The organism is Gordonia sp. VNK1 (genome assembly GCF_040049135.1).
Classification (GTDB): Bacteria; Actinomycetota; Actinomycetes; order Mycobacteriales; family Mycobacteriaceae; genus Gordonia; species Gordonia oleivorans.
Map to the genome: position 1 here is coordinate 1 of NZ_JBDZDJ010000023.1, position 13,009 is coordinate 13,009.

12 protein-coding genes are annotated in these 13,009 nt (G+C 66.4%); 11 read left to right on the forward strand and 1 reads right to left on the reverse strand.

The annotated features are described in order from the left end of the window. Positions 1–342 precede the first annotated feature (342 nt). Entirely contained in the window at positions 343–1,305 is a 963-nt protein-coding gene (locus tag ABLE94_RS21620; RefSeq protein ID WP_348809807.1) for a GlxA family transcriptional regulator, read from the reverse strand. 82 nt (positions 1,306–1,387) lie between these two features. Here ABLE94_RS21620 and ABLE94_RS21625 point away from each other — a divergent pair, with 82 nt between their 5' ends. The 11 genes from ABLE94_RS21625 (at position 1,388) to ABLE94_RS21675 (ending at position 13,003) form a co-directional block, all read left to right on the forward strand. Then, positions 1,388–1,606 carry a hypothetical protein gene (locus ABLE94_RS21625; protein WP_348805958.1) on the forward strand — a complete coding sequence of 73 codons (219 nt, stop codon included), beginning with the start codon at positions 1,388–1,390 and terminating at the stop codon, positions 1,604–1,606. A 43-nt stretch (positions 1,607–1,649) separates the two neighbouring features. Continuing rightward, the gene (locus ABLE94_RS21630; protein WP_348805959.1) at positions 1,650–2,324 is read left to right on the forward strand and encodes a FadR/GntR family transcriptional regulator; all 675 of its coding nucleotides are present in this window, start codon (positions 1,650–1,652) and stop codon (positions 2,322–2,324) included. Then, a complete protein-coding gene (locus tag ABLE94_RS21635; RefSeq protein WP_348809808.1) occupies positions 2,321–3,562 on the forward strand; it encodes a CynX/NimT family MFS transporter in 1,242 nt (413 codons plus the stop codon). Before ABLE94_RS21630 ends, ABLE94_RS21635 begins: the two co-directional genes overlap by 4 nt. A 96-nt stretch (positions 3,563–3,658) precedes the next feature. Then, positions 3,659–5,830 (forward strand): RNA polymerase recycling motor ATPase HelR, encoded by a 2,172-nt coding sequence (gene helR, locus ABLE94_RS21640; protein ID WP_348809809.1) that lies wholly within the window; start codon positions 3,659–3,661, stop codon positions 5,828–5,830. 93 nt (positions 5,831–5,923) lie between these two features. Next, positions 5,924–7,084: an acyl-CoA dehydrogenase family protein gene (locus ABLE94_RS21645; protein ID WP_348809810.1), complete on the forward strand. Its 1,161-nt coding sequence runs from the start codon at positions 5,924–5,926 to the stop codon at positions 7,082–7,084. Between the two features lie 47 nt (positions 7,085–7,131). Next, a complete protein-coding gene (locus tag ABLE94_RS21650) occupies positions 7,132–8,340 on the forward strand; it encodes a CaiB/BaiF CoA transferase family protein (protein WP_348805973.1) in 1,209 nt (402 codons plus the stop codon). Between the two features lie 8 nt (positions 8,341–8,348). Further along, positions 8,349–9,131: an alpha/beta fold hydrolase gene (locus ABLE94_RS21655; protein ID WP_348809811.1), complete on the forward strand. Its 783-nt coding sequence runs from the start codon at positions 8,349–8,351 to the stop codon at positions 9,129–9,131. A 205-nt stretch (positions 9,132–9,336) separates the two neighbouring features. Further along, positions 9,337–10,596 carry an HNH endonuclease gene (locus tag ABLE94_RS21660; RefSeq protein WP_348809812.1) on the forward strand — a complete coding sequence of 420 codons (1,260 nt, stop codon included), beginning with the start codon at positions 9,337–9,339 and terminating at the stop codon, positions 10,594–10,596. Between the two features lie 192 nt (positions 10,597–10,788). Further along, positions 10,789–11,649, forward strand: a complete 861-nt coding sequence (locus ABLE94_RS21665; protein WP_348809813.1) for an LLM class flavin-dependent oxidoreductase — start codon at positions 10,789–10,791, stop codon at positions 11,647–11,649. A 50-nt stretch (positions 11,650–11,699) separates the two neighbouring features. Next, positions 11,700–12,587, forward strand: a complete 888-nt coding sequence (locus ABLE94_RS21670; protein WP_348809814.1) for an SDR family oxidoreductase — start codon at positions 11,700–11,702, stop codon at positions 12,585–12,587. After that, complete coding sequence (locus tag ABLE94_RS21675) at positions 12,584–13,003, forward strand: HIT family protein (protein ID WP_348805978.1); 420 nt, start codon at positions 12,584–12,586, stop codon at positions 13,001–13,003. Before ABLE94_RS21670 ends, ABLE94_RS21675 begins: the two co-directional genes overlap by 4 nt. Positions 13,004–13,009 lie beyond the last annotated feature (6 nt).

Genomic DNA, 13,009 nt, shown 5'->3' on the forward strand with positions numbered 1-13,009 from the left:
ACCAAGCGGGCCTACGGATTCCACACGCCAGAAGCGCTGATAGCGATGGCCGAACTCACCCGCGGCGGCGCCTGCCCCGAACTGCCCTGGCCGTAACCCACCCACAAGAACGTCAGGAGATCCCGAAGCTTCGAATCGATAGTTGGAGCGAATTTCGCGAACTTCACTTTTCCTAGATATCGTGCCACTAATTCGCGATATTAGGAGTGCGTTAGCAAACGCGGCCATTACTGGTTCCAGTGACATTGCTTTGTACCTCCTCCGTCACCTTAGTTCAGTAGTGCGTGGACGATTCCGTGCCACCGGGTCGGATCAACTGATCTCGTGCGGACTGACGGCCGCTCACTCCGACCCGGACGCACCGGCAAATCGTCGACGATAAGCCAGCGGCGCCACCCCGACGGCCGAGGTGAAGTGGTGGCGCAGCAACGTCGCCGAGGCGAACCCCGAGCGCCGGGCCACCTCCTCGACGCCGAGATCGGTGGACTCGAGCAGGTTCTTCGAGTGCAGCACCCGTTGTTCGGTGAGCCAGCGTCGCGGTGACATGCCCACCTCGTCGACGAAGCGGCGCGCAAATGTGCGGCCGGACATGTGCATTCGCATCGCGAGGTCGTCGACGGAGACGTCCTCGTCGAGGTGGACGATCATCCAGTCGAGGAGTTCACCGAAGCCCCGGTCGGCGCAGGTGGGTACCGGTGCGTCGACGAACTGGCGTTGCCCGCCGTCGCGGTGCGGCGGGACCACCATGCGTCGGGCGATCGTGTTGGCCACCCGCGGACCCCACGATTCGCGGACCAGGTGCAGCGACGCGTCGATTCCGGCCGCGGTGCCGGCGCTGGTGGTGATCGGCCCGTCGTCGACGAACAGGACGTCGGTGTCGACGCGGGCCTCGGGGAACATTCGGGCCAGCTTGTCCCCGTACCGCCAGTGGGTGGTGCAGCGTCGTCCGTCGAGCAGGCCCGCGGCGCCCGCGGCAAAAGCGCCGGAGCAGACGGTGAGTACCCGGCCGCCGTTGTCGACGACGGCACGCAGCGTCTCGAGGACCTCCTCGGGATAGTCGCCGGAGGTGCTGCCACCGGGGACGGCGACGAGGTCGACGTCTCGGCACTCGTCGAGTGAGTGCGGCGCGACCACCGACACTCCGTGGTCGACGCTCAGTGGGGCGCCGGGCGTCGGCGAGGCGACCCGGAAGTCGAAGGCGGGGACTCCGTCGTCGGTGCGGTCGAGGCCGAAGACCTCGTTGACGACGCCGAACTCGAAGAGCGCCACGCGCCCATAGAGGAGTACACCGACGGATTTCAGCACCGCCCCAGTATGGCAGATTCTTTGTGTACATTGTCCGCACTGCCACTGTTGGCAGGAATCTTACGGGCGCATGCTTTCTGACATGACCATCTTCATCATCGCCCTCGCCCTCCTCGTCACCGTCCCGATCGCCGTCCTCACCTATCGCACACACCGCAAAGTCGATGGCTCACACCGCTTTCCGCTGAGTCACCTCGTCGACTCCCTCACCCGTGACCCGTTTCGGCCCTACGGTCCGGACTCCGACCGGATCGCCGACGAGCTGAGCATCCTGACCCGCTATCACCACGACGGAGCCTGAGCGCTCCGCGCGAGCGTCAAACATGGGATGTTAGCGTGTTTGAGTGTCCCCGCTGATCACGCCACCACCCCGCACCAGCTCGTTGGTCGTCGACCGCATGCACGAACTGATCCGGGACGGCCGGTGGCCGGTGGGTGCCCGCATCCCCGCCGAACCCGAACTCGTCGAGCAATTCGGCGTGGGCCGCAACACCATTCGCGAAGCGGTCCGCGCCCTCGAACACTCCGGACTGCTGATGCCCCGACGCGGCGACGGCACCTATGTGCGCAGCCGCAACGTCCTCGTCGGCGCCCTGGCCCGGTGCGTACCCGGTTCGGAGGCCGACGACCTCCTCTCCACCCGCCGCGCCCTGGAAACCGAGGCGGCCGCGCTCGCCGCCGAACACGCCACCGACGAACAGATCGCGCTCCTGCGTGACCAGCTGACCCGCGCCGTCGACGCCCTGGAATCCGGCCACCTCGACGACTACGCCCGCATCGACATCGACTTCCACGCCACTCTCGTCGCCGCGTCGGGCAACCGGCTGCTCATCGACCTCTACGACGGCATCGGCGAGGTGATGGCACGTAACCACGCCACCATCGCCGGGGCGTCCGGCCTCGACGCACACCCCGCGGGCCACCACGACGTGGTCGACGCGATCGTCGCCCACGACCCGGTCGCGGCCCGCGCGGCCGTGCTCAGCTACCTCGACGTCGCCTTCCGGGGGATCACATGACCGCCGACGGCGGGACCCGCGTCGCATCGACGTCGACGCCGAGCGACCGCGGCGGCCGGCCACTGCTCACCGTCCTGACCGCGGTCGGCATCATGCTGGTCGCCGCGAACCTGCGCCCGGTGGTGGTCGCCGTCGCACCGCTGATCGACGAGATCTCCGCCGAGGAGGGATTCACCAGTGCCACAGCCGGTCTGCTCACCACCCTGCCGGTGCTGTTCTTCGGCCTCAGCGCACCGGTCGCACCCCGCCTCGCGGCACGATTCGGCATCGAACGCACCATCTTCGCCGCACTGCTCGTGCTCATCGTCGGGACGTTGCTGCGCCTCATCCCGGGCGCGCCCGCCCTGTTCGCGGGTTCGGCGGTGATCGGCGCCGCGATCGGCGTCTGCAACGTAGTGCTCCCCGCGCTGATCAAACGCGACTTCGCTCATCGTTCGGGGTTGATGACCGGCCTCTACTCGATGACCCTCTCCGGTGGTGCCGCGGTGGCCGCCGCCATCACCGTGCCGGTGGACACCGCACTCGACGAGAACTGGCGGCTGACACTGGGATCGTGGGCGGTGCTGACGGCGATCACTGTGATCGTCTGGGCACCCCAGGTCACCCGCCATCGTCCGGAGACCGCGGTGACGGTGGGATCGTTGCGCCGCAACCCGATTGCATGGGCGATCACCGCGTTCATGGGGGCGCAGTCGCTGGTGTTCTACACCTTCACCGCGTGGTTGCCCGCATTCCTGATGAGTGAGGGGTACTCCCGTGCCACCGCCGGAAACGTTCTGGCCGTCGGTCAGGTGGTCGCATTGCTTGCCTCACTCATCATCCCGATCATCGCGGGCCGGTTCACTGACCAACGCGGCATCACCTTCCTGGTCATCGCGGTCTGCGGAATCGGGCTCGTCGGACTGCTGACCGTCGATCACGCTGCCGCGCTGTGGGTTTCGCTGGTGATGTTCGGTCCCGGCGCATCGATCAGTCTCGCCCTGCTGTTCATGGTGTTGCGCAGTTCGTCGCCCGCACAAACCGGTCAGGTCTCCGGCATGGCCCAGTTCGTCGGCTACGTACTGGCCGCCGTCGGCCCGATAGCGGTGGGTGCACTGCATGATTCGACGGGATCGTGGACGGTGGCGCTGTCCGTGCTGGCCGTTCCGCTCGTCCTGCAGGCGGCGTCGACGGCGCTCGCGGCACGAAACGTGAAGATGGACCGCGCGGATTCTCGGAGACACGTCACGCGAGGCTGATCGCGGAAAGGTGGGACGGATTCTCTCTCCCACTTCACTGTATAGCGCAGATGGGGCCTTGCGGCAAGACCCCATGGCGCCTTCACAATGGCGCACATGGATTTTCGCGTCACCTCACCCCGTCGTGGCCCGAGCGCCTTTGCGCTGTCGAATCCGGACTCCGCCAAGGCCGAGTCTCAGCTCCTCGCCGAGGACGAGACGCACCTGGCCGCCATCGCCACACACCTCGATCAGACGATCGGTATGCTCACCGACCGGATCGCGGCACTACGCCGCTCCGCCGGTGGCGGTGGCCGACGAGCGGTCGATCGCGATATGGAGATCCACGACGCCGAGTTCCGACTTCGCCGGTTGCGTCGATTCCGCGTCGACCTGTGCCTGGGACGGATGGTGCATTCCGACGGTTCGATCACCTACATCGGGCGAATCGGGCTGACCGACAACGAGGGCACGCAACTCCTCGTCGACTGGCGCACCCCGGCCGCCCGACCCTTCTTCGCCGCCACACTCGCCGAGCCGATGGGTGTGGCGAGCAGACGCCGATACCGTTGGGGGCGAGGCCACATCGTCGACTACTGGGATGAGGCTCTCGGCACCGACCCGGACCGGCGACCACTCGCACTGGACGCCGATTCGTCGTTCATCGCAAGCCTCGAGGCCGGTCGCACGTCACGCATGCGCGACGTACTGGGCACCATCGCCACCGACCAGGACACCATCATCCGGGCCGGCAGCCATGGCGCGCTCGTCGTCGACGGCGGCCCCGGAACCGGGAAAACCGTTGTCGCCCTGCATCGTGCCGCATACCTGCTCTACTCGGACCCGCGACTGGGTGGCCATCGCGGCGGTCTCCTGGTCATCGGTCCGCACGATCCTTACCTGGGCTACGTCGCCGATGTACTGCCCGATCTCGGAGAGGAGGGGGTACACACCTGCACTCTGCGCGATCTGGTGCCCGGCGGACCCGAGGCCGTAGCGGAAACCGACCCCGACGTCCGGGCACTGAAATCCGCGATCGATCCCATCCGCACCATCGACCGCGCCGTCCGGTTCTACGAGATGCCTCCCACCGACCCGACCGAGGTCGACACCCCCTGGGGTGCGGCCATTCTCGGACCACACGACTGGGCGGAAGCGTTTGGCACCCCCGACGCCGCGACTCCCCACAACGAAGCGCGGGGGGACATCTGGGAGGCGCTGGTCGCGATCATCCGGGACCTGCTTCCCGACAGCGGTCGGATTCCGGACAGCCACCTGCGCAATGCGTTGGTACACAACCACGATCTGAGGGCAGCCGTGACAACCGCGTGGCCGGTGATCGACGCCGCGACACTCGTCGGTGACCTCTGGTCGGTGCCGGCCTATCTGCGGCTGGCTGCGCCGGCACTGGGTTCCGAGGAGATCGGCGCGCTCCGGCGGGGCACTGTCGACCGCTGGACCATTTCCGATCTCCCCTTCCTCGACGCCGCTCGTCGGCGCCTCGGTGATCCGGAGTTCTCACGACGACGCCGACGACGCGAGAGCACCCTGGCCGCCGATCGTGTGCAGATGGACCGGGTGGTCGATGATCTGCTGGCGGCACACAGCCTTGATGACGGCGAGGGATTGACCACCCAACTTCGCAATGACGATCTTCGCGATGCTCTGGTCGACGACCGCGCCGTCGAGGCGGCGCCGGTCGACCCGTTGGCCGGGCCGTTCGCCCACATCATCGTCGACGAGGCCCAGGAACTCACCGATGCCGAATGGTCGATGCTGTTGTCTCGCTGCCCCTCCCGAAGCTTCACGATCGTCGGCGACCGGGCACAGGCTCGACGTGGGTTCGTCGAGACCTGGACCGACAGGCTGCAGCGGGTGGGGCTGATCGACATCACCGTCGCCGGACTGACGGTCAACTACCGCACTCCGGAAGAGATCATGGAGGCGGCCGAGCCGGTCATCCGTTCCGCGATCCCCGACGCCAACGTCCCGATCTCCATTCGGCGCAGCGGGATTCCGGTGCGGCTCGGCGCACGCCGGGACCTCGGCGAGATCCTGAGTACCTGGTCGAACACACACCCGGAGGGAACCGCCTGCGTCATCGGCGACGACACCGCCGCAGTCGCGGGAGATCGCATCCGTGCGCTGCCTCCGGTCGACGTCAAGGGACTCGAATTCGACCTGGTGGTGCTGGTCGATCCAGACGGTTTCGGCTCCGGAATCGACGGTGCGGTGGACCGCTATGTGGCGATGACCCGCGCCACGTCCGAACTGGTGATCCTGCGATGACCACGCTCTGAGGCTGCCAGATCCTGCTTTCACCGGTTGCAGACCTCCGCCTGACTCTATAGACTATTTTCTACAGACCGAAGGGAAGAGCTCATGGCCATCACGTTGTCCGTCGAAGAAGAAGCCATCGTCAAGACCGTTCGCGACTTCGTGGACAAGCAGGTCCGCCCGGTCGCCCGAGATCTCGAGCATTCGAACACCTACCCCGAAGAGCTCATCGAGACGATGAAGGAGATGGGCATCTACGGGTTGGCCATCCCCGAGCCGTACGGATTCGCCCAGGTCTCGATGCCCTGCTACGCCCAGGTCACCGAGGAGTTGGCGCGCGGCTGGATGAGCCTGGCCGGAGCGATGGGCGGCCACACCGTCGTCGCCAAGCTGCTGCTGACCTTCGGCACCGAGGAGCAGAAGCAGAAGTACCTGCCCCGCATGGCCACCGGCGAACTCCGCGCGACGATGGCACTGACCGAACCGGGCGGCGGCTCTGACCTGCAGAACATGCGCACCGTCGCCAAGAAGGACGGCGACAACTACGTCATCAACGGTTCCAAGACCTGGATCTCCAACGCCCGCAAGTCCGGCCTCGTTGCACTCCTGTGCAAGACCGATCCCGCCGCGGAACCCGCACACAAGGGCGTCTCCATCCTGCTGGTCGAGAAGGTCGACGGATTCACCGTCTCCAAGGACCTGCCGAAACTCGGCTACAAGGGCGTGGAGAGCTGTGAGCTCAACTTCGACAACGCGACCGTCCCCACCGACGCCCTGCTCGGCGGTGTCGAGGGTAAGGGTTTCGCGCAGATGATGAAGGGACTGGAGACCGGCCGCATCCAGGTGGCGGCCCGCGCCACCGGCGTCGCGCGCGCCGCGTTCGACGACGCGCTGCAGTACGCCCAGGACCGCGAAAGCTTCGGGCAACCGATCTGGAAGCATCAGGCCGTCGGCAACATGCTCGCCATGATGGGCACCAAACTCGCTGCCGCACGCGGCCTTCTGCTCGACGCCGCCGAACGGGTCGACACCGGGAAACGCTGCGACATGGAAGCCGGCATGGCCAAACTCTTCTGCTCGGAGACCGCGATGGAGATCGCACTGGACGCCGTTCGCATCCACGGCGGGTACGGCTACTCCACCGAGTACGACGTCGAACGCTACTTCCGCGACGCACCGCTGATGATCGTCGGCGAAGGCACCAACGAGATCCAACAGAACGTCATCGCCAAGCAACTGGTCAAACGGGGCGGCCTCGACATCTGATCTCGCTTCTGCCCCAATCGCATTCCCGGCCACCGGAGGTCACATCCATGCTCCCGCTCCGCGGAGTGACCGTGCTGTCACTCGAGCACGCCGTCGCAGCGCCGTTCGCCACCCGACAACTCGCCGACCTCGGCGCCCGCGTGATCAAGGTCGAACGGCCGGGTTCGGGTGACTTCGCCCGGGCCTACGATCAGTCGGTGAACGGGTTGGCGAGCTACTTCGTCTGGCTCAACCGCTCCAAGGAATCGGTGGCCATCGACGTGAAAACACCTGAGGGACGCGACTTCCTGCACCGCATCGCCGACGAGGCCGACGTCATCGTGCAGAATCTCGGTCCCGGTGCCGCGGCACGTCTGGGTCTGGGCGCCGACGAGATCCGCGCCAAGGACCCCAGCAAGATCGTCCTGTCGATCACCGGGTGGGGCAGCACCGGTCCGTGGGCCGACCGCAAGGCCTACGATCTTCTGGTGCAATGCGAAACCGGATTGGTCTCGTTGACGGGAACTCCCGACGAGATGGCCAAGGTCGGAGTCTCCGTCGCCGACATCGCCGCCGGGATGTACGGGTTCTCCGGAGTCCTGGCCGCGCTCTACCAGCGAGCCACCACCGGTGACGGCGCCACACTCGAGGTCTCCCTGTTCGAGTCGCTGGCCGAATGGGTCGGTCAGCCGATGCATTTCACCGCCGGGGCGGGCCGTCAGCCGGGACGCTTCGGGGCACAACACGCGACGATCGCACCGTACGGGCCGTTCACCGCGGCCGACGACCACGTGTTCCTTCTCGCCATCCAGAACGAACCGGAATGGAAACGGTTGTGCGAGGATGTCTTCGACGATCCGGCATTGGCCACCGACGAGCGGTTCACCTCCAACACACTGCGTGTGGCCCATCGTGACGCCCTCAACGAACGCGTCATCGCCCATGTCGCCGCCCTCGACACCGACACCCTTGCACAGCGACTGACCAAGGCGCGCATCGCCTTTGCCGGGGTGAACACCGTTGCCGAGTTCCTCGACCATCCGGTCCTCGCCGAACGGGACCGATGGCGCACCGTCGATACCGAGGCCGGTCCGATCCGCGCACTCCTGCCACCGATTCAGATGGGCACCGAGTCACGCATGGGTGCGGTGCCGGCACTCGGTGAGCACACCGCAGCGGTGGCACGGGAATTCGGCCTCGATGACGCCGCAGTCGCCGAACTCGGTGGGGATCGAACACATCAGGCCGTCGGGACCGACAGCGCGACAGTGGGATGACGGTGTCCATGCGCGAATACCACGAGGTCACCCGCACCCGTGATCGCGCACGCCTCGACGTCCAGGTTCGCGGCAGCGGTCCCGCACTGCTGCTGCTCCCCGGACAGGCCAACAACCATCACTGGTGGGATCGTGTCCGCGACGATTTCACCGGCGAGTACACCACGGTGACCTTCGACTACCGCGGTACCGGTCACAGCACGTCCGGTGAGAGTCGCTTCACCACAAAACTTTTCGCCGACGATGCGCTGACGGTGATGGATTCGCTGGCGATCAACCGATTCGCGGTCTACGGCACCTCGATGGGTGGCCGCACCGCTCAATGGCTCGCGGCCCGGGCACCCCACCGGGTCCGGGGACTCGTGCTCGGGTGCACCACGCCAGGCGGAACCCACGCCGTCGAACGCAGCGCCGAGGTCCGGGAGGCACTCGCCGGACCCGACGCCGAGAACGCTCTACTCGACTACATGTACACGCCCGGGTGGCGCGACGAACATCCCGGACCATACTTCGTTCTCGGCGACGACTTGATGTCCGAGGCCGACCGGCGTGCGCACCTGTTCGCCAGCAACCGCCACGACGCCTGGGATGTCCTTCCCGATATCGACTGCCCCACACTGATTCTGCACGGCAGCGACGACCTGATGGCACCGGTGGACAACGTCGCACTCCTCGCCGACCGAATCCCGAACGCCCGCAGTCACGTCTTTGACGGTGCCCGCCATGCCTACTTCGACGAATGCCGGGACGTCGCAGACCCGTTGGTGTCTGAGCTTCTCGCCTCGAAATGACAGAACCGCCGGTGCCGCGCGCGGGGTCGTCGACGGTCATCGAGAAGTCCATGTGACTTCTGTTCACCACAGTGCACCACCGGGGACCCTGTTCACTGAAGATGCGAAATGCATTGGAACTGTTACATTCCTGCCCGGCTACCCTCTTGTATCGAACTGATTATCGGCTACACTAGATATCAGCTGCACTCACACAGGGGGACGAATGAGCGACCACGACCTCGCAGAGATTCTCGACGTCATCATCGACAACCTCACCGAACCGAGCATCGACCAGAAGTCACTGACCGACCGGCACGCCACCGAGGTGATGACCCAACTGCGCCTCATCCGCAACCTCGTCGACCACCTGTGCGTGGTGTTCACCGGACACCTCGAACAACTCCACGTCGCCACCCACCAAGGCCGTAAACTCCGAGAACTGTTGATCTGCATGGGATATCCACCCGCCGTCGCACAGCGCTACCTCAGACTAGCCGCCGCCACCGACATCCCCCGCGTCACCGCAAGCACCGCACTCGGTTCCCTCGGTTCCGAACACGCCGACGCCATCATCCGCGGACTGACCCACATCGCCCACCGCTCCCCCGAAGAAGTCACCCCCGACATGCGGCACGACCACACCATCGCCCTGCTCTCCCACGCCGGAGCTGGAATGGCCCCCTCCGACATCCAGAAGTACGCCCGGCAACTGGGCAACCAACTCGCCGCCGACACCGACGGCGGCCTCCCCGCCGCCGAGGACCGCAGCGTCAACGAACTATCCCTGCACCATGACGCGGACGGACGACTCGCCGTCACAGCCGACCTCGACGTGACCGTTGGAGAGAAACTGTCCACCGCGATCGACGTGCTGTCCGCCCCCGTACCCCAACCCGACGGCAGCCACGATCCCCGCTCCACTGAACGCCGCCAAGCCGACGCCCTCGAAACCCTCCTCGACGCCGCCGTCCGCGGCCTGGCCGATGACACCATCCCCACCACCGCCCGCCTCGAGGTCCTCATGATCAGATCCGCCGACGACCCGGCCGCAGCGTCACTGCCGCACTCCGGGCCCGTCACCGAATCCACCGCCGACATGCTCAGCTGTGACAGTGCGGTCACCGACATCACCACCAACGGTGACGGCGTCCCACTGAACGTCGGCCGCCGCAAACGGTTCTTCACCAACGCCCAACGCAAGGCCTACATCGTCCGCGACGACGGCTGCATCAAATGCGGGGCACCCGCATCCCGCTGCCACGCCCACCACATCCAGCCGTGGAGTGAGGGTGGCGCCACCGACCTCGACAACGGATGCCTGCTGTGCCCGTCGTGTCACGACGACATCCACCACGGCGGATGGGCAGTCATCATGGGCGCCGACCGACACCCCTGGCTCATCCCACCGGCCACCGTCGACCCCAAACAACGACCCCAACCCGCCTACAACCGCCGCACCATGCGACTCGACGACGCCGCCTGACCCACCCCCGCAGGACCGTCTCGGTGCACGACATGTGACCCCATAACCCGGTCCACACCAACAGCTTTCGTTCTTTGACAAGTCCACAGAGAAACAGCGCGGGTTCGCATCCGACGATGAGCAGCACACCACTGCGGCAATCGGATCCGAACCCGGCCGGCCCCGCTGGTAACGCGCCCTAGACTGAGCCCCATGCGCGTGGGTATCTGCATTCTTGCCGACCTGACCTGGGCCGAGTCGCGACCGCTGTGGCTTCGCGCCGAGGAGATGGGTTTCGATCACGCCTGGACCTACGATCACCTGGTCTGGGGCGGACTCCCCGATTCCCGGTGGTTCTCCTGCATGCCGATCCTCAGTGCGGCGGCCGCGGTCACCACCCGGATCGACCTCGGTGCCTTCGTCGTCTCCCCCAATTTTCGCCACCCCGTGCCGTTCAGCCGCGAGGTGCAGACGCTCATCGACATCTCCGACGGCCGATTCCTCCTCGGCCTCGGTGCGGGCGGAACACCGGACGACACCATCCTCGACGCCGACCGCCTGCCGCCCCGTCAACGTGTCGACCGTCTGCAGGAGTTCACCCGGCTCCTCGGCCGCACTCTGGACGAGGACCACGTCTCTGCCGACGGTGAGTACTACCGGGCCCGCGACATGCGTCTCGTCGGCGGTTCGGTCCGGCGGCGGGTGCCACTGCTCCTCGCCGGCAACGGGCCGCGCTCGGTGCGTTTCGCCGCCCGCCACGGCGACGGCTGGGTGACCACCGGCGCGCCGTCGGACTCGCTGGACGACTGGTTCGCCGGGATCGCGAGATCCTGCGCCGTTCTCGAGGACACGCTGAGCGAGGCCAGACGCACCGATTTCCCCCGCTACCTCAGTCTGGATTCCTCGCCCCGCGCCGGCCTGGAAAGCGTGGCACTGTTCGACGACATGGTGGGACGCGCCCGAGAGCTCGGCTTCACCGACGTCATCATCCACTGGCCGCGACCCGAGGCACCCTACCGAGCGTCACCGCACGTCCTCGAGGAGCTCGCCGCCCGCGGATTCACCGACCGCTGACCGACCAACGTTCCTGTGTGCCTGTGCACCCGTGTGCCAGACTGGCACCCATGGCATCCCCACGCTCGACGTCACTGTCCGGACAGGTGATCGCGGTGACCGGTGGTGCCGCGGGCATCGGGCGTGAGATCGCCCGGCAACTCGCCGAGGGCGGCGCGCATGTCGCGATCGGCGATCGCGATCTCGACGCGGCCCGCGAGACCGAACGTGAACTGGCCGGGAACGTCACGGCTTTCGAGCTCGACGTCACCGACACGCACTCCTTCGAGAGGTTCCTGACCTCCGTCGAATCGGGACTCGGGCCCATCGACGTGCTGGTGAACAATGCGGGCGTGATGTGGGTCGGTCCCTTCGACACCGAGACCGATGCGGCCACCGACCGCATGCTCGCGGTCAACCTGCACGGCGTCATCCGCGGGGTTCGACTCACCGCTCCGATGATGCGGGACCGCGGGCACGGACACATCGTCACCATCGCATCGGCGGCGTCCAAGCTGGCACCCCCGGGTGAGGCCACTTATGCCGCAACCAAACACGGCGTGCTCGGCTATCTCACCGCGGTCCGCGAGGAGCTGCGGGGTACCGGCGTCACGCTGACGGCGATCATGCCGACCGTCGTCGACACCCCCTTGGCGGCCGGCACCGCGACGGGTTCGGCGTCGATGCTGCAACCGTCGGATGTGGCCGCGGCCGTCTGCTCGGCAATCGAGAAGCCCCGCTTCGAGGTGACCATCCCGTCCTATGTCGGTCCGGCCGTCCGAGCGGCCGGCCTACTGCCCCAACGAATTCGCGATGTGCTGATGCGCCGTATGGTTCCCGATCAGGTGGTCGCGGTCCGCGGGTCGACAAGCCGCGCCGCCTATGAGAACAGGGCCATCGGCCAACCCAAACGCGCGGAGGAACCTGCGAACACCCGCGACCCCGAGGACCGCAAGTGACGTGCATCTTCTGCGCCATCGTGACCGGTGACGCCCCGAGTGCCACCATCGCCGAGGATGACTCGACGCTGGCCTTCCTGGATATCAATCCGGCAACCGAGGGCCATCTGCTCGTCATCCCGAAGCGGCACAGCACCGATTTACTGGATATCAGCACCGACGACCTGACTGCGGTGACACTGACGGCCCAACGAATCGCGCGTGTCGCCATCGAGGTACTCGGTGCCGACGGAGTAAACCTGCTCAATTGCTGTGGCGCCGATGCGTGGCAGACCGTCTTCCATTTTCATCTCCACGTCGTCCCCCGATACGCAGACCCGGCACGTGATCGGTTGACGTTACCGTGGCGACCGGGTCAGGGCAGCGACCCCGATGTACTCGTCACGCTTGGTCGGCGGCTGTCGGCTGCCCTGTAATGCAGC

What these genes read in the sequence shown, in the direction of transcription:
- ABLE94_RS21625 (WP_348805958.1), top strand. Translation starts at nt 1,388, where the DNA reads ATGACCATCTTCATCATCGCCCTCGCCCTCCTCGTCACCGTCCCGATC.
- ABLE94_RS21635 (WP_348809808.1), top strand. Translation starts at nt 2,321, where the DNA reads ATGACCGCCGACGGCGGGACCCGCGTCGCATCGACGTCGACGCCGAGC.
- helR (WP_348809809.1), top strand. Translation starts at nt 3,659, where the DNA reads ATGGATTTTCGCGTCACCTCACCCCGTCGTGGCCCGAGCGCCTTTGCG.
- ABLE94_RS21645 (WP_348809810.1), top strand. Translation starts at nt 5,924, where the DNA reads ATGGCCATCACGTTGTCCGTCGAAGAAGAAGCCATCGTCAAGACCGTT.
- ABLE94_RS21650 (WP_348805973.1), top strand. Translation starts at nt 7,132, where the DNA reads ATGCTCCCGCTCCGCGGAGTGACCGTGCTGTCACTCGAGCACGCCGTC.
- ABLE94_RS21655 (WP_348809811.1), top strand. Translation starts at nt 8,349, where the DNA reads ATGCGCGAATACCACGAGGTCACCCGCACCCGTGATCGCGCACGCCTC.
- ABLE94_RS21660 (WP_348809812.1), top strand. Translation starts at nt 9,337, where the DNA reads ATGAGCGACCACGACCTCGCAGAGATTCTCGACGTCATCATCGACAAC.
- ABLE94_RS21665 (WP_348809813.1), top strand. Translation starts at nt 10,789, where the DNA reads ATGCGCGTGGGTATCTGCATTCTTGCCGACCTGACCTGGGCCGAGTCG.
- ABLE94_RS21670 (WP_348809814.1), top strand. Translation starts at nt 11,700, where the DNA reads ATGGCATCCCCACGCTCGACGTCACTGTCCGGACAGGTGATCGCGGTG.